The sequence below is a fragment of the Vibrio sp. KUL80 genome (genome assembly GCF_059725495.1).
The window spans coordinates 1,837,453-1,863,589 of the sequence record NZ_AP045841.1; the positions used below are offsets into that span (position 1 = coordinate 1,837,453).

Annotated in this window: 18 protein-coding genes; 3 read left to right on the forward strand and 15 right to left on the reverse strand. The window is 44.0% G+C overall.

Translation table 11 applies throughout. The features are described from left to right. Nucleotides 1-6: 6 nt before the first annotated feature. Nucleotides 7-456, reverse strand: a complete 450-nt coding sequence (gene matP / locus AC6I8U_RS08455) for a macrodomain Ter protein MatP (RefSeq protein ID WP_128650539.1) — start codon at nucleotides 454-456, stop codon at nucleotides 7-9. Nucleotides 457-627: 171 nt separating this feature from the next. Here matP and AC6I8U_RS08460 point away from each other — a divergent pair, with 171 nt between their 5' ends. Both AC6I8U_RS08460 and fabA read left to right on the forward strand, forming a co-directional pair. Continuing rightward, a complete protein-coding gene (locus AC6I8U_RS08460; protein WP_498016542.1) occupies nucleotides 628-2,265 on the forward strand; it encodes a S16 family serine protease in 1,638 nt (545 codons plus the stop codon). 71 nt (nucleotides 2,266-2,336) lie between these two features. Further along, the gene (fabA, locus tag AC6I8U_RS08465) at nucleotides 2,337-2,855 is read left to right on the forward strand and encodes a bifunctional 3-hydroxydecanoyl-ACP dehydratase/trans-2-decenoyl-ACP isomerase (protein WP_128650537.1); all 519 of its coding nucleotides are present in this window, start codon (nucleotides 2,337-2,339) and stop codon (nucleotides 2,853-2,855) included. 127 nt (nucleotides 2,856-2,982) lie between these two features. Here the strand turns inward: fabA and rmf are convergent, their stop codons facing one another. The 14 genes from rmf to AC6I8U_RS08535 form a co-directional block, all read right to left on the reverse strand. Next, the gene (rmf, locus tag AC6I8U_RS08470) at nucleotides 2,983-3,156 is read right to left on the reverse strand and encodes a ribosome modulation factor (RefSeq protein WP_042475718.1); all 174 of its coding nucleotides are present in this window, start codon (nucleotides 3,154-3,156) and stop codon (nucleotides 2,983-2,985) included. 164 nt (nucleotides 3,157-3,320) lie between these two features. Beyond that, nucleotides 3,321-5,300, reverse strand: coding sequence for a DUF3466 family protein (locus AC6I8U_RS08475; RefSeq protein ID WP_498016543.1), 1,980 nt, complete (start codon nucleotides 5,298-5,300; stop codon nucleotides 3,321-3,323). Between the two features lie 5 nt (nucleotides 5,301-5,305). Beyond that, the gene (locus AC6I8U_RS08480; protein WP_498016544.1) at nucleotides 5,306-7,228 is read right to left on the reverse strand and encodes an ABC transporter ATP-binding protein; all 1,923 of its coding nucleotides are present in this window, start codon (nucleotides 7,226-7,228) and stop codon (nucleotides 5,306-5,308) included. Then, nucleotides 7,206-7,457, reverse strand: coding sequence for a glutaredoxin family protein (locus tag AC6I8U_RS08485; RefSeq protein ID WP_498016545.1), 252 nt, complete (start codon nucleotides 7,455-7,457; stop codon nucleotides 7,206-7,208). The genes AC6I8U_RS08480 and AC6I8U_RS08485 overlap by 23 nt, the downstream gene beginning before the upstream one ends. 9 nt (nucleotides 7,458-7,466) lie before the next feature. Next, nucleotides 7,467-9,590, reverse strand: coding sequence for a bifunctional 23S rRNA (guanine(2069)-N(7))-methyltransferase RlmK/23S rRNA (guanine(2445)-N(2))-methyltransferase RlmL (gene rlmKL, locus AC6I8U_RS08490; RefSeq protein WP_498016546.1), 2,124 nt, complete (start codon nucleotides 9,588-9,590; stop codon nucleotides 7,467-7,469). Nucleotides 9,591-10,156: 566 nt separating this feature from the next. Next, nucleotides 10,157-10,702, reverse strand: coding sequence for a cell division protein ZapC (locus AC6I8U_RS08495; protein WP_042475706.1), 546 nt, complete (start codon nucleotides 10,700-10,702; stop codon nucleotides 10,157-10,159). Nucleotides 10,703-10,864: 162 nt separating this feature from the next. Continuing rightward, complete coding sequence (gene pyrD, locus AC6I8U_RS08500) at nucleotides 10,865-11,875, reverse strand: quinone-dependent dihydroorotate dehydrogenase (protein ID WP_042475702.1); 1,011 nt, start codon at nucleotides 11,873-11,875, stop codon at nucleotides 10,865-10,867. Nucleotides 11,876-12,086: 211 nt separating this feature from the next. Continuing rightward, nucleotides 12,087-16,931, reverse strand: a complete 4,845-nt coding sequence (locus AC6I8U_RS08505; RefSeq protein WP_498016547.1) for an NAD-glutamate dehydrogenase — start codon at nucleotides 16,929-16,931, stop codon at nucleotides 12,087-12,089. A gap of 157 nt (nucleotides 16,932-17,088) precedes the next feature. Next, a complete protein-coding gene (locus tag AC6I8U_RS08510; protein WP_498016548.1) occupies nucleotides 17,089-17,307 on the reverse strand; it encodes a DUF2835 domain-containing protein in 219 nt (72 codons plus the stop codon). A 96-nt stretch (nucleotides 17,308-17,403) separates the two neighbouring features. Continuing rightward, entirely contained in the window at nucleotides 17,404-20,013 is a 2,610-nt protein-coding gene (gene pepN, locus AC6I8U_RS08515) for an aminopeptidase N (RefSeq protein WP_498016549.1), read from the reverse strand. A 167-nt stretch (nucleotides 20,014-20,180) separates the two neighbouring features. Beyond that, a complete protein-coding gene (locus AC6I8U_RS08520) occupies nucleotides 20,181-20,843 on the reverse strand; it encodes a hypothetical protein (protein ID WP_042475699.1) in 663 nt (220 codons plus the stop codon). 170 nt (nucleotides 20,844-21,013) lie between these two features. Beyond that, nucleotides 21,014-23,017, reverse strand: coding sequence for a carboxy terminal-processing peptidase (prc, locus tag AC6I8U_RS08525; protein WP_498016550.1), 2,004 nt, complete (start codon nucleotides 23,015-23,017; stop codon nucleotides 21,014-21,016). Nucleotides 23,018-23,034: 17 nt separating this feature from the next. Further along, entirely contained in the window at nucleotides 23,035-23,664 is a 630-nt protein-coding gene (gene proQ, locus AC6I8U_RS08530; RefSeq protein ID WP_042475696.1) for an RNA chaperone ProQ, read from the reverse strand. 98 nt (nucleotides 23,665-23,762) lie between these two features. Then, nucleotides 23,763-24,236 carry a GAF domain-containing protein gene (locus tag AC6I8U_RS08535; protein ID WP_042475693.1) on the reverse strand — a complete coding sequence of 158 codons (474 nt, stop codon included), beginning with the start codon at nucleotides 24,234-24,236 and terminating at the stop codon, nucleotides 23,763-23,765. An 81-nt stretch (nucleotides 24,237-24,317) separates the two neighbouring features. Here AC6I8U_RS08535 and AC6I8U_RS08540 point away from each other — a divergent pair, with 81 nt between their 5' ends. Next, a complete protein-coding gene (locus tag AC6I8U_RS08540; RefSeq protein ID WP_498016551.1) occupies nucleotides 24,318-26,114 on the forward strand; it encodes an ABC transporter ATP-binding protein in 1,797 nt (598 codons plus the stop codon). The last annotated feature ends 23 nt before the right edge of the window (nucleotides 26,115-26,137 follow it).

Here is a 26,137-nt window from a genome sequence, read left to right on the forward strand (position 1 = left end):
CCTATTTTAATCACCGAGTAACTTACTCAAGTCCTCTTTCAAACTACTAACCTTTTGCGTCGCCTTTTCACTTCTAGATGCTTCGCTCAGCAAGTATTCGATCGCCTCTGATAGTGTACATCCCAGATCATTGGCTCGATGAGAAAGCTTTTCCCATACACGGAAATCCAAATCGATTGACTTCTTTTTGGTATGCACTTGTTCGGCATTGTAATGACGCTTTCGCTTTGCCCTAATAGCTTGCTTTAGCTTGTTGTCTAACTCAACCGACATGTGTTCATTGATCCAATCAAGGACGAGAGTAGGTTCATGCTCAAGTTGCTTAAGCTTTGATACGGCGTGTTCAATTTCACTAGTATCGACATAACGAGTGATGTTCTCGCCTTCACGCCACTTCTTTGTTAAATACTGCCACTTCCAACCACATTCTAAGTTTTCAAGTTGTTGGTATTTCATTGGTTTGCATCCCTACTCTGTTTACAGTGACAGCGTAACCCAAGTTACTAAACTTCTCAATAATAAAGGTTGTTTTATGAGATTTTGCTCGCTTTACGTCAGTTCGAAAAACTAACGTTACAGCCCTATTCATTGTATACTTCGTGCAAATCTAAATTAAGTAAAGACATAATGAATCAAGTCTCTTGGCAAGAAGTTTGCCCCCTGTACAACGATTTTAGCGATCTCTTAGACACTGCTTCCATTCTCCCTTCGGTTGAGCCCATTGAGTTACAACCGCGTCTCAAAGCTGCACTGTCTTACTTCGTTTCAGACAACTGCCCTTCAAAAGTGCTAGTGATTAAAGATGGAGATAACTTAGCTTATCGACAACTGGTTAGCGCTTCGATCGAAAAGCTTGGTCACAGTACAATTATTGGTGTTGATGCGAACCCAAACCTACTTTTTGACCGCTATAAAAATGTGCAAGGCGAAAACCACATTTCTAAGGGCCTTGTCTCACAAGCCAATAAAGGTGTTTTGGTATGCTCGGCGCAGAGCGCACTGGCAAATCTTGGTGTATGGACCAATCTAAAGTCTCTGTTGCAAGGTGCTAAGCTTGAGTGTCTTGCGGTGGACTCAGAGAATGTGTCAGTACAACCACCAACGTTTAGCTCTGATTTCAAACTGGTGATTATCGGTGATCGTGAACAACTTTCAGATTTAGACCTGATAGATAGCGATTACCGTTCTGGATTTATGCAGTACACCGAAGTCGAAAGCGATTTAAAAGTGACCGAAACAAGCGCAGAACAATACCTATCGCTCGTAAATTATGTGGTTCACTCTTGTCTCGAGGAAAAGCAACTTGACCGTTCAGCTTATCTCAAACTACTGCAAGCCGGTGCGCGTGAGACTGAGGATAAGCAATACTGGCCACTGTCACTTGATTGGCACAAAGCGTTATTATGCGAAGCATCATCCTACAGTCACACTTCCGTGATATCTTGCGAGCATATCGAGTCAGCAATCAACGCAAAACGAAATCGTGAGTCGTATTTACCTGAGCGTGCTATCGATGACATTTTAGAAGGCCAAGTCGTTATCGAAACCCAAGGAAAGCAAGTCGGTCAAGTTAATGGACTGACCGTCATTGATATTCCTGGCCATCCTATATCTTATGGTGAGCCGGCACGTATTTCCTGTGTCGTCCACTTTGGCGATGGTGACATTTCAGACGTGGAACGCAAAGTAGACCTAGGAGGCAATATCCACGCCAAAGGCATGATGATCATGCAAGCATTTGTCTCATCTGAGCTCGACTTGGATGCACCTCTGCCTTACTCTGCTTCAATTGTATTTGAGCAATCATATTGTGAAGTTGACGGAGACAGCGCCTCACTTGCAGAGCTTTGCTCTTTAGTCAGTGCCTTGTCAGGTTATCCTATCGACCAACAAATCGCTGTAACCGGTGCGGTCGATCAGTTTGGTCGCGTCCAAGCCGTAGGTGGACTCAATGAAAAAGTTGAAGGCTTTTACAACGTGTGTAAGCACCAAGGCCTCACGGGCAAACAAGGTGTCATTTTGCCCAAGACAAATGTACAGCACTTGGCATTGAACAAAGAGCTTGTTGAGAGCATCAAGAACGGAGAGTTTCACATCTGGTCAGCGACACACGTTGATGAAGTCATCCCACTTTTACTTGGTAAACCCTTCAATAGTGAAAGTGAAGAAAGTGTGATCGGCAAGATTGCTGAACGTATTGAAAACTTTGAAAAACATGAGATGCCAGATTCAATTGTGACAAGGATTAAAAACTGGTTTGTCTAGTCGTGGTCGGACTTGTCTAGCGTACACCTGTTCACTAAGATGGCCTAACGAAAATTTGGAGTAATTATATAATGCAAAACAGACGTGATTCTTATAGCCGTGAAGACCTTCTAGCCTCTAGCCGTGGAGAACTATTCGGCGAGGGCTATCCTCAACTTCCAGCACCTAACATGCTGATGATGGACCGTGTGACAAAAATGTCGGAAACTGAAGGTGACTTTGGCAAAGGTTTGATCGTTGCGGAACTCGATATTACTCCTGACCTATGGTTCTTCGATTGTCACTTCATCGGTGATCCGGTTATGCCAGGCTGTCTTGGCCTTGATGCAATGTGGCAACTTGTTGGCTTCTACCTAGGTTGGATTGGCGGTGAAGGCAAAGGTCGTGCACTAGGTGTTGGTGAGCTTAAGTTTACTGGTCAAGTACTACCTACGGCTAAGAAAGTAACGTACGAGCTGCACATGAAGCGCGTTGTGAATCGTAAGCTAGTCATGGGTATTGCTGACGGTCGTGTACTCGTTGATGGTAAAGAAATCTACGTAGCAAAAGATCTGAAAGTTGGTCTGTTTAAAGACACTTCTGCTTTCTAAGATAGAATTTCAGCAAGCGACTCTTCGGAGTCGTTTATTTTTAATAAAGTTCATTAGTTATAGTGCGTTAGAGTGTTCATTAAAAGGCCTCTTTTGAGGCCCTTTGTTACTTCAATTTCGCTCCCGACTACTTGAAGAGTCCTGATTGTTTATCATCTCTCGCGTCACGCCAACCGCCAAGCCAATATGACTTTGCATCCATTTGTTGATAGGGACAGGCTTCCATCGATCGCCCATTCAATCCAGCTTTGTAACCCTGTGATTGAGCTCGTTCTAGACGATCACGCTTTTGTCTCTTCATAGTACGGTCCTCGCTATACAAAATCGGTTTCCCGACTTTCTATCATTAAAGATTTGTGGAGTTTTTGTGACTCCTCTTTAATAATTGCGCATTTTTCCGCTGATCTCAAGATACAAAAAATCCCAGATTCAGAACTGTGAACCTGGGATTTTCGTCACTTGTGACTACTTGTTACGACGTAACCCGAAGAATCCAAGAAGAATCAATGCCATCCAACCTAGGCTTCCGCCTTTACGCTGGACAGGTGGAGCTTCAACACCTCGTGTCTGGATTGAACGTTCCGCTTCATTTGCGATCGGGATCAACTTAACCGCTACGACACGCTCACGTTTTTGACCATTACCGCAGTAAGAGTTATGGCTAGTCGTGTCATAACCACCTTCACATTTCAATGCAGAAGCGACTATTATACCATCATCATTTATGTCAGCCGCATCTACGATTCGATACTGATTATTCCCATCTAGCTTGCCATCATTCGTAAGATCATCCAGCAGCCATGGTCGGTTTTGAAATATTTCACGTCTCTCAACCATATCTGGGTCGTTTGAGTCAGCGACATTATATGGGTAGATAAAGCCTCGTTGTCGACGTTTTTTACCAAAGTATTCTGTTGACTGCTCAGCATCCACTGCACCAACTATTTCATTGAAATTGTTAATTGCACCTGTTTTACCACCAGCTCCGCGGAAGAAAATACCACTATTCCCATTAAGCTCATCAAAATACTGCGCAGACCCAACGTTACCACTTGAATCGATCGATGCCAAAAACATGCGGTTTGGAGCTGCACCGTTTTCTCGTTTATCTCCTCGACGTTTAGCCTCACCTATTACGACTAAGTTCTGGTTGATGTCAGTAGCAACCGAATTACTGTAAACGAAGTCATCTCCGCTTTTGACCGTCGCTCGGGAAATAACTCGAGAAGTAACCTTATCGAGATTACCAGTAGAAAAGTCATCGTTCGGCGTAAATACAGTAGCTTGCATAAATAAGTTGCTACCATCTTGAGTACTATTGATGCCAACGAATACCGGTTTCCCTGAATATGCGGTCGCAGAAGAAATTGCTACACCACGAATACTACCTTGGCTCGCTTTTCTATCGACATTAGAGTTCCCAGTGTTTTGCCAACCATAGAAGGTATCAGGTTGAATTTCCGCTGTACCACTCGCTCCCGTTACCCTCCAGATAGTCGCTTGAGTCGCAAACGCAAAATTCTGACAATCAGCATAAGCCGCAGGGTCTGCATTAATCGTGCTGTTGTTAATACAGTTGGCAACGGAGCCACGGTAGTTTTTGTTAGAATCTCCATAGTCAAATGGACCTACAGAGGCACTTCCGACGACATAATCCTCACCATCGAGATTAAAAGAGTCAAACGCCATTGTCCGCCCCATCTTCTCTGTGATGTCCCCGTCTTGTTTAGGAAGTAGGATTGAAGGTGTGTCGCTATTTCCCCAGAACCCTCGATGACGATAAATCAGTGCACTGTTAGAGCCATTACTGTAATAACCGCTGCTAGTATTACCGATAGCAACATTGTTCTCATCTAGCCCGTTAACCACTGCGTTACTCGAGGTCGGAGAGTAGGTAAACCCGCTAGGTGAATAATTAGCTGCAGACGGCTGCCCTAAAGAAAAGACCTGCCCATCTTGGAACACTTGGGCATTTGACCTATAACTGTCTATCAACCAAGCATCTCTTTCTCTGCGCAATCCCCCGTGATCACTGTAACCGTGCCACATCTTGTCAGCCCAACCTGGATCACACGTTTGATAGCCGAGTTCGTTGCGGCAATAATCTCTGTTTCTCCCCCAAGTGGTATAGTAAAACGATGAATCATAGTTGAAGGGTACTTCTTGTCGGTATGAGTGCCCTTCTGATCCCGCACGCGAATCTCCGAACGTGGTTACAATGGTTGAAGAGCAGTCTTCCCCAAAACAACCTTTACTAGAACTTGTTTGTATGGACTTATCAACGGCTGATCCATAAAACTCTGTAACATCAACGTTATTAGCGAAACCAGCTTCATAACCATTAGTCGGGCTTATCTCAACAACTTGATATAAAGCCGCGTGGCCTGAAGTCGCAGCAAGTACACTTGCTGCAATCAATGAAATTTTAAAATTATTACGACTCATCAAAACTAACTTTCCTGTTGCATTGCTTCTAGCTCTTCCCATCGCTCAAAAGCAACGTCTAGCTCCTGCTCTTTTGCAGACAAACTATCTAAAATGGGTTGTGTCTCATCCACAGGTTTAGCGAAAAACGCTGGGTCATTAACCGTTTCCTGTAGTTGTTCAATCTCTTGTTCCAGCTGTTCCAACAACGCTGGTAACGCCTCTAATTCCCTTTGTAGCTTATAGGACAGCTTCTTAGGCTTAGAGTTCACAGTAGTTGCTTTCTTATCTTGTTCAACTGGCTGTTTTTTATTCTCTTTTACTGGTTCATAGGCTTTACGTGCATCGAGCACCTGTTGCCTTTGCTGTTGAGCATCATGATACCCACCAACGAACTCTTCGATAACCCCATTTCCTTCAAAAATCCAGCTAGCCGTCACAGTATTATCAACAAACTGACGGTCGTGACTTACTAGAAGCAGCGTTCCTTGGTAGTTGCCTAAAAGTTCTTCTAGTAATTCTAGCGTCTCAATATCAAGATCGTTAGTTGGTTCATCGAGAACCAACAAGTTGTTTGGCTTAAGGAAGATTCTCGCTAGCAGTAAACGGTTCTTTTCACCACCAGATAGAGCTTTCACTGGTGTACGAGCGCGTTTAGGAGCAAATAAGAAATCTTGTAGATAGCTAAGTGCGTGACGCTCTCGACCACCTACCATGACTTCTTGCTTACCGTCTGCCAAGTTATCGATGACACTTTTCTCTGGGTCCAAAGCTTCACGGTATTGGTCAAAATACGCTACCTCTAGCTTGGTACCACACTTTAGCTTACCTGAGCTTGGTGTTAGTTGGTCTAGCAACAGCTTGATGAGCGTACTCTTACCGCAACCATTAGGACCGATAAGCGCAATGCGATCTCCACGCTGAATGTTGAACGAGAAGTTACTGATGATGGTCTTACCTTCAATCTGATAACTAAGATCGGTAGCTTCAAACACGATCTTTCCAGAGCGGCTTGTATCATCAAGTTTAAGGTTGACTTTACCTTGCACTTCACGGCGCCCTTTACGTTCTTCTCTCAATTTCTTGAGTGCGCGAACGCGACCTTCGTTACGAGTACGGCGAGCTTTGATGCCCTGTCTAATCCAGACTTCTTCTTGGGCAAGCTTTTTGTCGAATTCCGCATTTTGCATCTCTTCAACACGTAACGCTTCTTCTTTCTCAACTAAATACTTCTCATAGTCACCTGGGAATGACACTAACTGGCCACGATCAAGATCTACGATACGTGTTGCCATTGAACGAATAAAAGCACGGTCGTGTGAAATAAAGATGATAGAACCGCGGAAATCCTTTAAGAATGTTTCCAACCATTCGATAGTCGTCACATCTAAATGGTTAGTTGGCTCATCAAGCAACAAGACATCAGGGTCACACACTAGTGCACGAGCTAACGCCGCTTTGCGTTGCCAGCCGCCAGAGAGGTCGGTTAACAATGTGTTTCCATCAAGCTTGAGTGCACCGAGAATGTTTTTTATACGATCCTCAAAACGCCATGCACCCGACACCTCTAGGCTTTCTTGTACTTTTGCTAGACGATTGATATGGGACTCACTTGGGTCTTGTGCCACCAGCTCAAGTAGCGTGTGATACTGCTTAAGTTGTTCACCGACTTCAGCAAGGCCTTCAGCAACATAATCAGCAACCGTACCTGCTTGATCACGTGGTGGATCTTGCTCCAAACACGAAACAACCACATCTTGAGTAATTTGCAGCTTGCCGTCATCCATGATGATGTCGCCAGCTAGCACCTTCATTAAGGTCGATTTGCCTGCACCGTTGCGTCCGACAAGACACACACGTTCATTTTCTTGCAGAGCAAAGTCGGTTTTATCGAGTAGCGGGTGATCGCCAAACGCTAGTTGCCCATTATGGATGGTAAGTAATGCCATTGACTTTTAACCATTGTTGAAGTTGAGAGAGATCGAAGGGCCAGTTGATTTCTGATTGATCAACTTTAATGACGGGAATAGTGACACCGTAACGAGAAAACAAAGCATCGTCGAAAGCAATATCAACGATACTAACCTTTTCTTCCAGCCCAACCTGTTGCAGGAGTTCAAGAGCCATCTCGCAGAGATGGCATCCTTCTGTGCTATATAAAATCAGTTCCTTTGCCATAGTCCATCTTTAGCTTTTGTGAGAGATAACCCAGCAGTTATGAATATGCTTATTACGCGAGAAGTCCAACGGTAGCGTTTTATCTGAGATGTTCTTAGCCGTTAATCCGATTTCTTCTAGCGCCGCCATATCCATCTTGAAATGGCGTTTGTTATTAGAGAATACGATTGTGCCATCGGCACTCAATAGTCGTTTTAGATCGCGCATTAACGTGACGTGGTCACGTTGAACATCGAAGGACTGCTCCATTCTCTTAGAGTTAGAGAACGTCGGTGGATCAATAAAGATAAGGTCGTAACTACCCGTTGCTTTAGCCAACCACTGAAGACAATCCGCTTGAATATATTGATGCTGACGACCCACTTGGCCGTTAAGCTTCATATTATCTTTTGCCCACTCTAGGTAAGTGTTCGACATGTCTACAGTCGTCGTAGATTTGGCACCACCAAGCGCCGCGTGCACTGTCGCCGAACCTGTATAAGCAAATAGGTTTAAGAAGTCTCTACCCTGTGCCATCTCGCCTAACTTTCGACGAGTAATTTTATGATCTAGGAATAAACCAGTATCTAGGTAGTCATGAAGGTTTACGATTAACTGTGCACCATACTCATTTACCGTCATAGTCGATGACTTTTGAGCAAGCTTATTGTACTGAGATGACCCTTTCTTCCTCTCGCGCACTTTAAGGACGACATTATTCGTATCGACGCCTGTTACTTTAATCGACGCACGAATAATATCCGTTAGACGTCGTTTGGCTGTTTCTTCCGGGATGCTCTTCGGTGCAGCGTACTCTTGAATAACTAATGAGTCTTGATAAACGTCTACTGCAACATTGTACTCCGGAAGGTCGGCATCATAGATACGGTAACAATCAAGCCCTTCTTTCTTGGCCCATTTACCGATCTTAGCAATGTTCTTTTTCAATCGATTTGAGAAATCTGGCGCGATAACTTGCAGATCATTGTTACCAGAAATCTGTTCCGCACTACGTTGAGAAATCGAATAATTTTTCTGGTGACACTGTAACGCACCATTATTCAATTTGAATTGTTTGTCTGCACGCATGCGTAGACAGCTAAGTAAATCGTCAGAACTTGAGAAAATAGATGCTTGGCAACCGCCAAATTCTGTTTTTAGCTGATTACCAAATTCAGTGTATAGCGCAATAAGCCCAGGCTCGGTACCCAATCTTTCACCGTAAGGTGGGTTACATACGATAACACCTTCCCCAAACTCTACCGGTTTAGTTACTTTACTCGCATCACCTAACTCAAACGTAATTAGGTCATTGACACCCGCTCGTTTAGCATTTTTTCTTGCTGTGCGAAGAACTTTAGGGTCATTATCAAAGCCCCAAAACCTACTGTCAGTCTTTTTGACACCGCGTCGAGCTTGTACGTTCGCTTCTGATTTCACTTCAGCCCAAACTTCAGGTTCAAAGTCTTCAAGCGCTTCAAAGCACCAAGATTTACGCTTAACACCAGGCGCCATATTCGCAGCAAGCATAGCCGCTTCAATCAGTAATGTGCCCGAGCCACACATAGGGTCGAGCATATTCTTACCTTGCTCCCACCCACTACGAGAAACGATAGCTGCAGCCAATGTTTCGCGCAAAGGCGCACGTCCCGATTCCGTACGATAACCACGTTGATGAAGGCCTGAGCCAACCATATCAAGGCCTATTAACGCTTTATCTCTGTGTAGCCTAACGTGAACTCGCACATCAGCACGGTCTTTACTGATATTTGGTCGAGGCAAGCTCTTCTTAGTAAAGACGTCTACAACAGCGTCCTTCACTTTCATTGCGCCATATTGGCTATTGCGGATTTCTCGGTTAGTACCATTGAAATCGACAATGAACTTCTTCGAGCTGTGGAAGTGGTTCACCCAATTGATAGATGAAGCAGCCAGATAGAGATCCATATCATCTTGGCAAGTGAACTCCGACAGTACTTTCACAAAGCGAGAAGCGTAACGGCTCCATAAACAAGCGCGATAAATCTGCTCGTTGCTCGCTTTAAATTTAACTCCTGCTTGAACTGGCTTTACAGAAGTTAAACCCATTTGCTCAAGCTCTTGAGCAAGAAGGTTTTCAAGACCGTTGGAAGTGACGGCAAGATATTGGTTCATAGTGTTCATCTAGCTGTGAAAAATGGTGTTGATTATACCTGACAATCCCTGTTGTCACTAAATAAACCTGCACAATCTTCGTCTCCACTTGTTTGTTCGAACAAGGTTTAACCGTCATAAACCTTCTACATCTTTCCAATCAATACATAAGCAGTAGCTAATTTAAATAACGTAAAATTAGGTACTATAGCGATAGTGAATACTTATTCGCTACAATTTTGGTATATACCAATGCGCATTTTTAGCTGTAATTTACTTACAAAATGCAGTGAAAGGAGGAATTTTGGAGTGAATGCCCCCTAAATTTGGGGAACAAATACGTCACTTTCTGGTGATAAAAAAAGCAAATTATTTGCACTGCAACAGAGATGTAGTAGCAAACATGTCAGTTAATGGGGTGACTATTGAGGATTGGGGTTGGCTATTGGGGATAGTTGAGACAAAAAAAATCGGCCACTAGGACCGATAAATTCTACGAGAAATGGAAGTTAGAACTTCTTATTGTAATTGCTAAGCTGCCACTGCTTTTTCTTATAAGGCGCGTTATCGCGCTCTATGCCACGCTCTTAACCAACTAGAGCAATAGGCTGGTTTAATGCCATAAATTGATGTGCGCAGGCCATCCTGTCGTGCATAACCTTAATACTTTGACCAAACACCACTTCTTTGTTTGAAGACAAACTGAATGACTCTAGGTCTACCAACGCACACAAACTCGCACTTTCCCCTACTTCCAACACGATAAAGAAACCCTCAGAGTGTTGGTTGATTAAGCGAACTAAGTCACCCTCTTGAGGCTGGTACGTGCCATCTTGATGATCGAAGAACCAGCTCTTAGGCTGAACAGGCTTATGGAAACGTTTTGCGGCCACACAATAGAGCGTAAGCTCTGCTTGTCTTGGTTCAGAAAGTCCCAATAGGCTTATTTGGTCTTTAAAGGTTTGAAACGCGGATGCGTCATCGACTGTGAAGTTGTTCTGACCCATCGCGCATTCAACAAGGAGCTTTCGGGAAAGATTGGTTTTGAAAACCATATCATCTCCCAAATCCAGCATAAGAGAGTTCTCACTCTCGTCCATATACCAGATCCATGTATCGCTGGGTTTAAGCATCGTTCCGTCTCTATATTTGAAGAATAATCAGACTGTTAGGTAAAACGCTTAATTACCTTTTTGGTCAGTTGTTACTAATTCTACAAACGAATAAACAAAAAAAAAGGGGAAAACTATTTCCCCCTTTCATGATTCAAACCTAGTCACTCTGACAGAATTTGCTTAAAGATTTTTGACGATGTCTTTTACAAGTTTAGGACCGTGATAAATGAAGCCAGAGTAAACTTGAACCAGAGAAGCGCCAGCCATGAGTTTCTCTTTTGCAGAAACAAAAGAGTCGATCCCACCTACGCCAATGATTGGAAGCTTACCATCAAGGTTTTTGGCAAGTAAACGAACAACTTCAGTACTACGAGACTGTACAGGTCGGCCACTTAGGCCACCAGCTTCGTTTGCATGCTTCATACCTTCAACAACAGAGCGATCCAGCGTCGTATTCGTCGCGATCACACCGTCAATCTTATTTTTGATCAATGAGTCACAAATCTGGCCGATCTCATCATCACTCAGATCCGGAGCGATCTTCAGAGCTAATGGCACATATTTACCATGTTTTTCAGCAAGTTCTGCTTGTTTCGCCTTCAGTTCAGCAAGGAGTTCATCCAATGCTTCTCCGTACTGGAGTGAACGTAACCCTGGAGTGTTTGGCGAAGAGATATTTACAGCGATATATCCCGCATGCTCATACACCTTCTCCATACAGATAATGTAATCTTCAGCACCCTTTTCAATCGGCGTATCTTTATTCTTGCCTATGTTGATACCGATAATGCCGTCAAAGTTCGCTTTCTTTACGTTTTCAACGAGATTATCTACACCGAGGTTGTTAAAGCCCATTCGGTTGATGATGCCCTCTGCTTCCACTAGACGGAATAGACGTGGTTTGTCGTTCCCTGGTTGAGGACGAGGTGTTACCGTACCAACTTCTACAAAACCGAAGCCCATCGCACCGAATGCTTCAATACACTCACCATTTTTATCAAGGCCAGCAGCCAAGCCAACAGGGTTCTTGAAGGTTAAACCCATACATTCTACTGGTCGATTAGGTAGTTGTTGGCGATAAGCGAGATCAAGTGGAGTGCCGGTGAAGCGTTTAAAGTTTTGAATAGCGAGATCGTGAGCCTTTTCGGCATCAAGTTGGAAAAAGCCAGTTCTGGCAAGACGGTAAAGCATTGTGCCTCCGATAGAAAACCCGTGTAAACGGGGTGGTATTATTTACTGATTCCCCCAAACATGCAACGAAGATTTTCGTTTATCTAACAAAACGCAAACGTTTTGCAGAATAATGCGCCGATTTAGTGTGACGCCGTCACTAAAGCAGTCTTTTGAGACTAAAAAAGGCGCTCCGAAGAGCGCCTAATTGTTAACATTGTGGTGTCATTGTCTAAAGATTATTTGCACAGTTCAGATTAAGTAGACTTAGCTCGCGAAGTGCAACAGAGAACTTAGCAAACTCATGGACATTCCCCACCTTAAATTCGTTGAGAATATTTTCCCAACGCTGGAGGCTGTTTTCATTTGTCGCCATCCAGTTATCAAGTGACAGGATCACGTCTTCACTGTCTCCCCCACAACCACATTTCAGTACTTGTGCCGTCAACAAGCGTTGCTGCCAATCAAGATCTTCACGGAACGCTGCTCTCGCAAGTGCTTGCCAGTTGTTGTCTACCGCTTGACCGTTAATTTGGTTCAAGAACCAGTGAAGTGATAATCGATCACCTAAGTGGAAGTAAAGTTTCGATGCTCTCTCAACATCAAAGCTTGCTTCAGTTGCAATCTCAGAGATGTCGACAGCAGAAAGCAAACTTGATAGACGAGCAACATAATTCGCCAAATCACTTTCAACACCTTGCCCTACCCAAATATCAGCTTGAGCGTTGTGTTCAGATACCTCTTCAGCAACCAAACACTTCTCTAGCGTTTGCTCTACCTTGATTACGTCATCACGGTAGCGAGCAACTAACTGCTCTACTGACTGCTTGCCAGGACGATTACGAAGAATCCAACGAGCTAGTCTACGAAGTGTTCGGCGAACAATGAACAACAACTCATACTGAGCTTCTGAGCTCGCCACATTATCAAGCTTTCTGATTTGCTCAAATGTGTAGGCAAAACCGTAAATCTCACGAGATGCCGCATAAGCATTAGCAATATCAACCACAGTTGCGCCGGTTTCTTCTTGCAAACGAGTCACAAAGTTACAACCCATCTCGTTAACCATCTGATTTGCAAGCATAGTAGAGATAATTTCTGCTCGCAGTGGATGGTTTGGCATACTTTCCATATAGTTACGGCGTAACTCAGATGGGAAGTATTGGGTGAGTTGTTGCTGATGATAAGGGTCATTCGCGATCTCATCCGAGACTAACTCTTCTTTCAGCACCATCTTACCGTATGCAACTAATACCGAAAGCTCCGGACGAGTCATGCCAATACCCTGCTTTTCACGCTCAAGTAGATCTTCATCCGAAGGAATGTACTCTAGAGCGCGATCTAGGTGACCTGCTTTCTCTAAGGTGTGAATAAAGCGAATCTGTTCTTTGACCAAAGAGACACCCTGGAATTCGGTCACTGAAATTGACTCAGACTGACAGTAAGCGTCGTCCAATACAATCTCACCCACTTCGTCTTCCATGGACTCTAGAATCTGGTTGCGCTGTTTTACCGTCAGATCGCCATTAGATACTAGACCATTAAGGAAGATCTTAATGTTTACTTCGTTATCAGAGCAATCTACACCACCTACGTTATCAACAAAGTCGGTATTTACCCGTCCACCAGCGAGCGCGTATTCAATACGACCAAGCTGAGTCATACCCAGGTTACCGCCTTCACCAACAACTTTGGCTTTTAACTCGCTACCATTGATTCGCAGCACATCATTGGCTCGGTCTCCAACATCTGTGTGTGTTTCAGAGCTCGATTTCACATACGTACCGATACCACCATTCCAAAGGAGATCGACTTCCATCGACAAAATCATTTTAATAAGATCATTTGGCGCCATTGATGCTTTTTTAGTGCCAAGCATCTTTTGGATCTCTGGAGTCAATGTGATCGATTTTGCTCGACGAGCAAATACACCACCGCCTTTAGAGATCAACTTAGGATCGTAATCCTCCCAGCTTGAACGCGGAAGATCGAATAGGCGTTTACGTTCCTCCCAGCTTTTCGCTGATGACTCTGGATTTGGATCAATAAAGATGTGCATATGGTTAAACGCAGCTTGGAGCCTAATATGCTTAGAAAGTAGCATACCGTTACCAAATACATCCCCTGCCATGTCACCTACACCGATAGCGGTGAAGTCTTCGTTTTGACAATCTATTCCCATCTCACGGAAGTGACGTTTAACTGACTCCCAGCCACCTTTGGCTGTAATACCCATAGCCTTATGATCATAACCATTGGAGCCACCCGATGCGAATGCATCACCAAGCCAGAAGTTGTATTCGTCAGACACTGAGTTTGCTAAGTCAGAAAACGTTGCCGTCCCCTTATCTGCAGCAACCACCAAGTATGGATCATCTTCGTCATGTCTCACGACACTTTTCGGCGGAATAACTTCCCCTTCGATGATGTTGTCAGAGACATCTAATAGCGCACGGATAAATTGCTTATAGCAACGTTGGCCCTCTGCAAAGATCTCATCACGACTCGATAGCTGAGGTTGACGCTTACAGACAAATCCACCCTTTGCTCCCACAGGAACGATAACGGTGTTTTTAACCTGCTGCGCTTTTACCAAACCTAAGATCTCGGTTCGGAAATCCTCTTGTCGATCCGACCAACGCAAACCACCACGCGCGACTTTACCGCCTCGTAGGTGAACACCCTCAATGTCTGGGGCATAGACAAAAATCTCAAACGCTGGAACAGGAGCTGGAATCTCTGGAATATTCTTAGGTTCAAGCTTTAATGATAGCCATGGCTTATTGTCCCCGGCTTTATCTTTCTGATAGTAGTTAGTGCGAAGCGTCGCAGAGATCATTTCCACGTAACGGCGAATGATACGGTCATCATCCAGGCTATCCACTTTATCCAGCTGCTTGTGAATCTTTTCAATGACGCGTTGCTGTCCCTTCTTACTGCCTTTAAGAGACGGCATAAATCGCTGAGTAAACAACTCAACCAAATCTTTAGCAAGGTCTGGGTAGTGATTAAGCGTGTCTTCAATATAGTGTTGGCTGAACGGGAAGCCGACTTGGCGCATATAGCGTGCATAAGCACGAAGGATGGAGACCTCACGCCCTGTCAAACCTGAACCCAGTACCAGTCTGTTAAAGCCGTCGCTTTCTAGATCACCTGACCAAATCGCAGCGAACGCTTGTTGGAATCGATCGCGTGCCTCACGAAGATCCACAACCGTTTCACTCTTATGCAGCATGGCAAAATCTAGGATCCAGTAGGTGCCACCATCACTTTTAACGATCTCATATGGTGACTCACCGATAACTCTAAGGCCTAAGTTTTCCAGCATAGGCATTACGTCAGATAAGTGAATAGGCTCATCACGATGATAGAGCTTTAATTTCACCTCTTTGGAATCTGCAGCCGCTTCTTGAGGACGATAGAACAGCATTCCAAGCTTGTTGTCTTCATCCAATGCTTCAAGACGCTCAATGTCAGCAACCGAAGAAGTCGGCATCATGTCTTCTTTATAAGAACGTGGGAATGCTCTCGAGTAGACTTTAGACAGTGGAAGACCTTTACTTTCACCGAAGTTAGCCACAATAGCTTCAGACAGGCGGTCATCCCACGATGCTGATACTTCCATTAGATTACGTTCAATCGCCTTCACATCTACATCCATGTTGTTATTGTCTACCCTCACAATGTAGTGAGTTCGCGCTAATGGGCTTTCTGAGAAATAGGTCGTAAATTCAACCTCTTGGTCAATGCCAAAATAATTCTGAAGGATCCGTTGAGTATCTTTTCTAAGCTGAGTGTTATAACGATCTTTACTTACGTACACCATACAACTGAAGAAGCGACCGAACGGATCTTTACGAATGAATAAACGGATCAAATCACGATCTTGCATTTGAACCACACCCATACCTACTTCAAGCAGTTCTTCTTCTTTCGCTTGAAGCAGTTCATCACGTGGGTAGTTTTCAAGAATGTTTCTTAACGCTTTGTAAGAATATGAACCATCACGATAACCGCTCGATGCCAATATACGTTCAACTTTCTCACGAATCAGAGGAATCGTTGATACGCTTTGGTTGTACACTGCCGATGTGTACAGACCGGTAAAGCGGTGCTCGCCGATCACCTTACCCTTAGAGTCAAATTTCTTAATTCCAACATAGTCGGTATAAGCTGGGCGGTGAATTCGGCTCGCCTTGTTACCTTTAGTCAGAATCAGTAGGAAAGGTTTCTTTGCTTCGAGACGAGCAGAGTCTGAGAATTCAGAGATTTTTACTGAGCGAACTCTTTCTTCTTTTGAAAACAGACCGAGTCCAGGCTCTTTGGTTGGTTTGAGAACCGAATCCCCTTCTTCACTGATTAGGTCAAACTCTTTATATCCCATGAAGGTAAAGTTGTGATCACCCAACCACTCAAGGTAAGCAATAGTCTCATCAAAGCGGTCGTCTTCCATTGGAAGCTTAGCTTTGTTTTTTACTAAGTCTTTCGTGATCTTTTTGAGCTTGTCGGACATTGCCTCCCACTCATTGACCACTAAACCCGTGTCTTCGAAGATGGTAACAAGCTCATTTTTAAGCTCGTTCATCTCTTCTTTCGCGCTCAGTCTGTCTACCTCAATATGGAAAACCGATTGAAGATGGCCTTTGCCTTCGTTAACAGAAGTAATCTGTCCTTGCTCGTTTCTTTCGAACTGAGTTGGGCCATGAAGCATAATATGGCAGGTAAGATCGATTCGATTCAACGCCATTTTGACTGAATCAACTAAGAACGGGGAATCAGGAACAGCAATCTCGACGATAGTATGTGTCGACTGCCAACCATGACGGCTCACCGTCGGGTTGAACACTCGGACCGAAATTTCATCGTATCTCTTTTCGTTTAAATGATGCCATAAGCTAACAACAGCACCATACAGGTCGGATTCATTTCTTTGCAGCAAATCGTCAGGGGAAACGTTGCTTAAAATATGTTTGGCAAGTTTAGTCACTAGAGGCTGATTGGCTCCTTCTACTTTGGATTCAATCAACTTATAAACTTTCTCCAGTAGAACCGGAACAACAGGTTCGCGCGTGGTCATAGTAACGCTCCACTTTTTTGTTTTTATGAGGGATGTAGGCTTGTCTTTATTGTAAAAGTTTTATTGAAAAAGGGTTAATGAAAAATGGAGGAAGTTTCAGGGAAATGTTTGATTGTGTGACTAATGCACTTATTCATATCACTAGATATGGGCCAAGTTACAGTGATTCTAACCGTAAAAACTTGTTGTTTTGGTCAGTTGTTAATCGAAAGCGCCCTTTTAAGCCTAATTGTGTTAAAAATGGACGAAATCGTGTCGCAGGTAGCTGGATTCTTAGTCCCTGCTCGGTATACACCAAAACACTGGATGCATGACCAGCATAGTGCGTAAGGTAATCGTTATAACTGATATTCAGGGAGAAATAGTACTGTTTCATTAAGTGATTGGTGCATTTATGTTCAGTGATTAGACAAGTAACTAGCAATAAGAAGAAACCCACTACTGTATATTTATTCAGTAGTGGGTTTTTACATTAAGACTCTAGCGCTTTAGTCACCTTTTCAAACAAGTCTTTGGCTAAGTTATCTAATGCTTTTAGCTTTTCAAGCTCTTGTTTGATAAGCGATTGGCGCTCGCTATCGTATTGTTTAAGTTTCAACAACGGATCGATTAAACGAGACGCAACCTGAGGGTTTGACTCATTAAGCTGAGTAAGAATTTCACCCGCAAACTCATAGCCTTTGCCTGATTTATCATGGAATCGGCGCGGGTTCATGTTGAGGAATGAACCAATCAAGCTTCTTGTTCGGTTTGGGTTACTCAAGCTAAATGCTTTATGCGACATACACGCTTTCACATTCTCTAGTGCGTTCACTGACGGGTTACTACCTTGTAGCGCGAACCATTTGTCCATGACCAAACCATCATGGCTCCATTTTTCACTGTAATCAGCCATAATCTCTTCACGAACAGCAAGAGATGCGCTGTTTGCTGCACTCATTGCTGCCATTGTATCGGTCATGTTGTTCGCTGATTCATACTGCTCTTTTACAAGATGCGCATGAGCTTCAACATTGGCTAGGTATTGCAGACACAAGTTTCTTAATGAACGTTTACCAATAGCATCATGCTCAATCGTATATTCTACTTGTGCTAATGTATGGTAAAGCGCCGACAGTTCATCTTGCAAAGCATCAGCAAGTCCAAGTTTGATCCCTTTCAGCACATCACATACGGCGTCTACATCTACGGTTTCATACCAACCAGCTACTTCATTAAAGCTTGGCAATGACAGTGCTTCGGCAATGAATGCAGGCTCAAGCTCTTTGTTTAACAGCACACCGCGGAAGGCATCAACAACCAAATCAGGTAGCTCAACCTTCAAACCCTTTTGTACCGCTTCAACATTCAACTTGATGTACTTCGCAAGAAGCATTTGTCCTGCATCCCACTTGGCAAAATCATTGCGTGCGTGGACCATCAAAAATGCCAGCTGCTCATCACTGTATTCGAAGTTCAAACGAACAGGTGCAGAGAACTCGCGAAGCATGGATGGAATTGGCTTGCTTTCAATATTTTCAAACACAAAGCTCTGCTCAGATTCCGTTACATTCAATACATTTGAAGACGGCATGCCGTTACGGCGTAACTCGATAACTTTTCCTTGCTCGTCATACAGTTCCACGTCAAATGGAATGTGTAACGCCTGCTTTTCAGTTTGATCTTGAGTCGATGGCGTGTGTTGTTTGACCGTCAGCGTGTATGTCTTATTGGCTTCGTCATAAGTGTCGGTAACGGTCAGACTTGGTGTGCCGGACTGGCTGTACCAAAGTCGGAACTGTTTAAGATCAATACCAGAAGCATCTTCCATTGCTGCCACAAAATCTTCACACGTCGCAGCGGTACCATCGTGACGCTCAAAGTACAACTTCATGCCCGCTTGGAACTTATCTTCGCCAAGTAGCGTGTGCATCATGCGGATGACTTCGCTGCCCTTTTCGTACACTGTGAGCGTGTAGAAGTTATTCATTTCGATAACTTTCTCTGGGCGAATCGGGTGAGACATCGGGCTCGCATCTTCAGCAAACTGAGGACCACGGATAATTCGCACGTTGTTAATACGATTAACTGAACGTGAGCCTAAATCAGATGAGAACTCTTGATCACGGAAAACCGTCAAGCCTTCTTTCAAACTTAACTGGAACCAGTCGCGACAAGTCACGCGGTTACCAGTCCAGTTATGAAAATATTCGTGGCCAATTACCGCTTCAATACCAAGATAATCAGTGTCGGTTGCAGTTTGATCATTCGCGAGAACAAACTTAGAGTTAAAGACGTTCAGCCCTTTATTTTCCATCGCACCCATGTTGAAGAAATCAACGGCCACGATCATGTAGATATCGAGGTCATACTCCAGACCAAAGCGCTCTTCATCCCACTTCATTGAGTTAATCAAAGAAACCATTGCATGGTTCGCACGATCTAGATTGCCTTTATCGACAAAAATTTCCAATGCGACATTGCGTCCAGAGCGCGTAGTGTAACTATCGCGAAGCACATCAAAATCACCAGCAACGAGAGCAAACAGATAGGATGGTTTTGGGTGTGGATCTTCCCAAGACACAAAATGCTTACCGTCCTCTAACTCTCCTTCGTCAACTTTATTGCCGTTGCTTAGTAAGAATGGAAAGCTCGCTTTGTCGGCAATAACTTTAGTTGTGTACTTTGCCAGAACATCAGGTCGGTCAAGGAAGTATGTGATACGACGAAAGCCTTCTGCTTCACATTGTGTGCAGTACGCGCCATCTGAAATATACAGACCTTCCAATGCCGTGTTCGTTGAAGGAGAAATAGTATTTTCGATTTTCAGTTCGCATTCTGATGGAAGGTTGTGAATCTCAAGACCGGTTTCGGTCTGTGTATAATCCGTCCAACCTTCTCCATTAATTGATATCTGAACGAGCTCAATGCCTTCACCATCCAAAGAGATAGTGGTTTCACTACCTTGTTGCTTAACCTTAGAAATGGCCGTAACACGAGTCTTCGTCTCATGAAGATCGAAAGTGAGGTTTACATCTGTGATAGTATGCGAAGGTGATTGATAATCACTTCGGTATTTGGCTTTAGGTGCTGACTCCGTCATCCTTTAGTCCTTGTCTTTATTATTGTTAGCAGAATATACCTGCAACTATAGTCGCGTATACGCTGAATCGGAAATGATTATAACCTTATGGGACAAAGGATTGCAGAGAATGACATAAAAAAAGCGCCAACTTGGGTTGGCGCTCAAAGCTTTGATGCAAATTTTGCTTAGCGGATTCGGTTTAGTACCGCGAACATATCGCCATCTTCGACCTCTAAAGTCAGTTCATCTTTATCAAGCGTATAGGTCGCATCATGTTCACCATCTTGATAGAGTAATACGATATGATCGTCTTCGGTGTAGTAAACACCGCTATGGATCGCTTCTTCACCTTCACTGGAACTCACACGAAAAGTAAACACGAAGTCTGGTTGGAGAATTAAATCCATGCGCGCTATTTCTTGAGCGTGTTTGTCGTCACCAGACACACTCACTGACGACCAAATGCCTGCGAGCGCGTTGGGCAACGCTTTTGTAAATACGACACCATTGAGATTGAGCATATTGTGATTTCCACTGTATGCGTAAACCTGGGGTTCGTCAGAGTTCAAACCTAGGATGATAGTATCGTCATTAGCGGTGAACAAACCCTCCCAATGCTCGATACTGTAGTCTTGTTTCTGTATGTCGATACTAAAAGAGTAGTTAGATTGCAGAGTCAGTTTTATCGCGAGAAAAGCGTCCGGAGCTTCACCTGGACTTGGGTTGACTAAGTACCAATCACCAAGCAGAAACGGCTGATCAAACTGGGTTAAATCATTATTGTCTTTGCGCGTTTCCGACATCACTCCAAACGAAAAAACACATAGAATTAGCGTTATCCATCTCATATGTATCCCCCTCACAATTACTTAAAGCTTAGGTGGGTTAATACGAGATTGCGAAATATTTTGATCTAAATCACGGTTTTTAATTTTAAGTATCAGAATTGAGGCAGGTTTCATCAGAATGAAAAAAACGAGCGTTACCGCTCGTTTTTTCTTAGTTGCATCGAAAAATATTAACCTTTCGAGTTGACCATATCCACTGTGATGGCAACCGCTTCATCTAAGTAAGCGTCCGGCACTTCATAGTCTTTCGGGATATCATCCAAAGCCTCAAATGGTTCTTCGCCCGCCGCCTTTTGACGCTGATTCACGCGCTCAAGTCGACGAGTATCATTATCATCACTTTCCTGCTTACGAGCAGCTTCGCTCAGTGATAATGTCTTATCGTCTTTTTCAGCTTTGTACTTGGCGATGTCTTCAGCAATGAAGCCGAATTCCATATCCGTCGCAATGCGTTTTTCATGTGCTTCTGTCAACTTGGCAATGAGCTCATCGTTACGTTGTAACACAGAGTACTTCGCTTTATCGATGCTATCCCATGGCAACGCGTTGTCTTCAACACTCTCCCCTGTTTCAGCAGGATCGACCGCGGTTGGGAATGCGATATCAGGTACTACACCCTTGTTCTGAGTACTGCCACCGTCAATACGATAGAACTTCTGAATCGTATATTGAACGTAGCCCAACTCTTTATCGAACAAGTCATAGATATGATTCAAAGAACGGTGCTGCTGAACGGTACCTTTACCAAATGAGTTTTCACCCAGAACAATGGCGCGACCATAATCTTGCATCGCTGCGGCAAAAATCTCAGAGGCAGACGCACTGTATCGGTTAACCAACACAGTCAATGGACCTTGATAGCTGATCTTGCCATCAGTATCACTGTTGACATTAACTCGGCCGTAGCTATCACGAACCTGTACTACCGGGCCGCTTTCAATAAAGAGGCCAGACATTGCGGTTGCTTCAGTTAATGCACCACCACCGTTGTTGCGAAGATCGACGATAATACCATCAACGCCTTTCTCTTTTAGCTCAGTAATGAGTTTATCCGTATCCTTAGAAAGACCGACATAGAAACTTGGTACCTCAAGTACACCAATCTTCTTACCGTCTTTTTCAAAGACTTCAGATTTCACAGCACGATCTTCGAGTCTGATCTTATCACGAACAATCTCAACCACTGTGGCTTTCGCATCTTTACCGTCCGGCAAGATTTGAAGCTTAACTTTGGTACCTTTTGGCCCTTTTATAAGCTGGACAACATCATCAAGGCGCCAACCAATAACGTCGACAATATCTTCGCCATCTTGACCAACACCGATGATCTTATCGCCTTCGCCAAGCTGTTTGCTCTTAGATGCCGGTCCGCCAGCAACTAATGAACGAATAACGGTATAGTCGTCAGTCAATTGCAGCACAGCACCGATTCCCTCTAACGAGAGGTTCATTTCTGATTGGAATTGTTCTGCTGATCGAGGTGATAAATAGCTGGTATGTGGATCCACTTCTCGAGCGAAAGCGTTCATGTAAATTTGAAACGCGTCTTCGTTGTGAGACTGGGTGAGCCGTTTGATAGCGTTGTTGTAACGCTTGCCAAGTGTCTCTTTAATTTCATCCCAGTCTTTGCCCGTAAGCTTTAGGTTCAAAGCATCGTATTTAACGCGTTTGCGCCAAAGCTCATCGAGCTCCGCCTCGTCTTTCGGCCATGCAGCTTCAGAACGATCAAGCGTGATAGCCTCATCCACATCGAATTTCATCTCTTTGTCTAGCAACGACAGCGCATAAGCAAAACGGTCGTAACGCTTTTGCATAGAGAGGTTGTAAACATCAAATGCGATTTGGTTGTTGCCCGCTTTTAGTTGGTCATCGAGTTTTGTTGACCAAGCATCGAACTTATCAATGTCTGCTTGCGTGAAAATATTGCGATTGTAGTCGAGCATCTCCAAGTAGCGCGTGAATATCGCTTTTGAAAACTCATCGTCTAAGGTGAAATGTTTATAGTGAGAACGAGTGAATCGAGAGGTCACACGCTTGCTGGCAGTCTCATGCTGGACTTCAGGAGCCAAAGTAGGAATTTCTGACTTTTCATACTTTGCTTCGAGGGCGTGAGCCGAAGAAGCTGCTAGCCAGAGGCTAGCAGCAATTACAGATACTTTTGAACGGCACTTCATGCGTAGGAATTTCTCCTTTATGCGCGCAGGTGCTCCGCTTTAACAACCATTTGTAGGCCATTTACTAGCTGAACGCGCACATCTTCCTTATTGATTTCAACAATGGTCGCAGCCATGTTCCCTTTGCCCATGTTTACGTTTACTTGCTTACCGATGATCATTTCATCTGCATTCAAAGCGCGCGTCTCAACTGGCTTATTTACTTTCGTTGTTTTCTTTGTAGTCTGTGGCTTACGTGCACCTTGAGGCTTCTTAGCCTTAGGTTTCGCTTTGCCCTCTTCACGAGCTTTTTGAGCTTGTTCTTTACGGCGCTCAGCAACTTTTGCTTTGCTTTCTGCCAGTGTCGCTTTTGCGTGTTCTACGTGTTCTTCTTCTAGTACACCACAATCGTTGCCATCTAGGTCAACACGTACTGCACCAGGTTTAACGCCGTGTAGGTAACGCCAAGAAGAAGTGTATTGTCTTAACGCTGCACGTAGCTGAGTCTTGCTCACTTTCTCGTCATCTTTTAGACGTTCAGCAAGATCTTGAAAGATACCAATTTTAAGTGGTTTCGCTTCACCTTCTACAGTAAAGCATTTAGGGAAACATTCAGCAATATACGCGATAATTTCTTTGCTGTTCTTCAACTTCTCAGTGTTTTCCATGTGGGTTCCTGGTTAATGCGGTTATCCGCGAAGCATTAAGAAAAATATTCTTGGTATTATAGTGACCTGCAATAGAAAAACCACAGGCAAATGTGATTTTAGACCACGTTTGTATGGGAATTGAGCAGCTTTTCCACGGATTCCATGAACTTTGTTAGGCCAGTTTCATCAATTTCGCTGAAACGACCGACACTTGGACTATCGATGTCTAAAACACCAGCAATCTCACCATTAATGGAAAAAGGAATCACAATCTCAGAATTGCTCGCCGCATCGCACGCAATATGACCTTCAAAGGCATGAACATCGTATACACGTTGTACCGTATTCGTCGCGGCAGCAGTGCCACAAACACCACGACCTACTGGGATACGCACACAAGCAGGTTTACCTTGAAATGGACCAAGAACCAACTCGCCTTGTTTCATCAAGTAAAAACCAGCCCAATTGAGGTCTTCTAACTCCATGAAAAGAAGTGCACTAATATTAGATAGGTTAGCGATCAAATCAGTTTCGGATTCAATGAGTGCGACAGCTTGCTTGGTTAAGCGCTCATAGTTCTCTAAATTCATGATATTTCCATTAATAACTTTAAAATTCTAACAATACACGTACAATGCCAGCCAATCGTAATAGGAATTATTCTCACAAACATGACGTATAGTAAAGACACTATTAGCCGTTCCTGGTTGATAACACAAGTAAAAAATCACAAGTCTCGGTTGATCGTTGCCAATATCATCGCAATCATCGCAACACTCATTAGCGTCCCTATCCCACTATTAATGCCGGTGATGGTAGATGAAGTGTTGCTAAACCAACCCGCTGGTGGTCTCGAAGCAATGAACACCATCATGTTTGACAGTTGGCAAACACCGATTGGTTATATCGCGATGACTCTGCTTCTGGTTGTCCTGATGAGAACCTTTAGCCAAGGGCTTAATATCCTGCAAGGGCGACAGTTTACCCTCGTCTCTAAAACAATTACCTATCAAATTCGATGCAAAATGATCGACAAGCTTGGTCGTATCAGTATTCAGCAGTATGAAACACGCGGTAGTGGAGGAATCAACGCTCACCTAATTACCGACATCGAAACCATTGATCAGTTTGTGGGCTCTACGCTTAGCAAGTTCATTATCAGCTTTCTTACCGTTTTGGGGACTGCCGTCGTTTTACTATGGATCGACTGGCGTTTGGGGTTATTCATTTTATTGGTCAACCCCATCGTCGTCTACTTTTCCAAAAAGCTTGGTGGCATGGTCAAACACCTAAAGAAAAGAGAGAACCAAGCTTTTGAAAAGTTCCAAAACCGATTGGTCGAGACTCTAGATGGCATTTATCAGCTTCGCGCAGCTAACCGTGAGAGAGATTTTCTGGCACAACTTAAAGAGCAAGCCAATGAAGTGCGAACCAATGCTGACAAGTACGCTTGGCAGTCCGAAGCTGCAGGACGTCTCTCCTTCTTACTTTTTCTAATCGGGTTTGAACTCTTTCGCGCCATCGCAATGGTGATGGTTTTATTCAGTGATCTCACCATTGGACAGATATTCGCAGTGTTTGGTTACCTTTGGTTCATGCTCGGTCCGGTTCAAGAACTGCTGAGCATTCAGTTTTCTTGGTACAGTGCCAAAGCCGCCCTAGGTCGCATCAACACCCTACTCGATTTAGAGGAAGAGCCTCAGGTCGTGAGCAAAACCAACCCGTTTAGCATCAACAAGCAAGTTGATGTCGCTATTGAAGATGTCGTTTTCTCCTATGACTCTGACAAAGATGTATTGAACAAACTGAACCTAGAAATACCTGCTGGTAAGAAAGTTGCGCTCGTGGGCGCTAGCGGTGGCGGCAAGTCTACACTGATTCAATTGCTTATCGGCGTGTATAAACAACGTGATGGCATTATCAAATTCAATGGAGTTGACACTAATGACATAGGTTTTGACATTATTAGAGATAAAATTGCCGTTGTTTTACAGCAACCTATACTCTTTAATGACAGCTTAAGGCATAATTTGACGCTTGGAAAAGAGTATGATGACTTCTCTATCTGGAATGCACTGAAAGTCGCTCAGCTACAAGATGTGACTGACAAGCTCGTTGATGGTCTAGAAACGCAAATCGGTAAGAACGGCATTCGGTTGTCTGGCGGCCAAAGGCAGCGCCTCGCAATCGCTCGTATGATTCTAAGCGATCCACAGTTCGTGATCTTAGATGAAGCGACCTCGGCATTAGATACAGCAACTGAGGCTGCGCTTCACACCGCACTGGGTGAGTTTCTTAAAGGCAGAACCACGCTCATCGTCGCGCATCGCCTTTCTGCGGTGAAACAAGCGGACCTTATCTACGTGCTCGAAGATGGACAAGTAACACAATCAGGAACCCATATTGAACTGGTCGAGAAAGAAGGACTGTACCAAACGCTTTACGGTACGGTGCAATCTGCAAGTTAGTTTTGTGACAATATCACTGAGTA

Coding starts and splice junctions, on each gene's coding strand:
- AC6I8U_RS08495 (WP_042475706.1), bottom strand. CDS start 10,702: ATGCTTAAACCCAGCGATACATGGATCTGGTATATGGACGAGAGTGAG.
- AC6I8U_RS08480 (WP_498016544.1), bottom strand. CDS start 7,228: ATGGCATTACTTACCATCCATAATGGGCAACTAGCGTTTGGCGATCAC.
- AC6I8U_RS08485 (WP_498016545.1), bottom strand. CDS start 7,457: ATGGCAAAGGAACTGATTTTATATAGCACAGAAGGATGCCATCTCTGC.
- AC6I8U_RS08520 (WP_042475699.1), bottom strand. CDS start 20,843: ATGAGATGGATAACGCTAATTCTATGTGTTTTTTCGTTTGGAGTGATG.
- AC6I8U_RS08510 (WP_498016548.1), bottom strand. CDS start 17,307: ATGAAACAGTACTATTTCTCCCTGAATATCAGTTATAACGATTACCTT.
- rmf (WP_042475718.1), bottom strand. CDS start 3,156: ATGAAGAGACAAAAGCGTGATCGTCTAGAACGAGCTCAATCACAGGGT.
- pyrD (WP_042475702.1), bottom strand. CDS start 11,875: ATGCTTTACCGTCTTGCCAGAACTGGCTTTTTCCAACTTGATGCCGAA.
- AC6I8U_RS08535 (WP_042475693.1), bottom strand. CDS start 24,236: ATGAATTTAGAGAACTATGAGCGCTTAACCAAGCAAGCTGTCGCACTC.
- AC6I8U_RS08460 (WP_498016542.1), top strand. CDS start 628: ATGAATCAAGTCTCTTGGCAAGAAGTTTGCCCCCTGTACAACGATTTT.
- fabA (WP_128650537.1), top strand. CDS start 2,337: ATGCAAAACAGACGTGATTCTTATAGCCGTGAAGACCTTCTAGCCTCT.
- matP (WP_128650539.1), bottom strand. CDS start 456: ATGAAATACCAACAACTTGAAAACTTAGAATGTGGTTGGAAGTGGCAG.
- AC6I8U_RS08475 (WP_498016543.1), bottom strand. CDS start 5,300: ATGAGTCGTAATAATTTTAAAATTTCATTGATTGCAGCAAGTGTACTT.
- rlmKL (WP_498016546.1), bottom strand. CDS start 9,590: ATGAACCAATATCTTGCCGTCACTTCCAACGGTCTTGAAAACCTTCTT.
- AC6I8U_RS08540 (WP_498016551.1), top strand. CDS start 24,318: ATGACGTATAGTAAAGACACTATTAGCCGTTCCTGGTTGATAACACAA.
- proQ (WP_042475696.1), bottom strand. CDS start 23,664: ATGGAAAACACTGAGAAGTTGAAGAACAGCAAAGAAATTATCGCGTAT.
- AC6I8U_RS08505 (WP_498016547.1), bottom strand. CDS start 16,931: ATGACCACGCGCGAACCTGTTGTTCCGGTTCTACTGGAGAAAGTTTAT.
- prc (WP_498016550.1), bottom strand. CDS start 23,017: ATGAAGTGCCGTTCAAAAGTATCTGTAATTGCTGCTAGCCTCTGGCTA.
- pepN (WP_498016549.1), bottom strand. CDS start 20,013: ATGACGGAGTCAGCACCTAAAGCCAAATACCGAAGTGATTATCAATCA.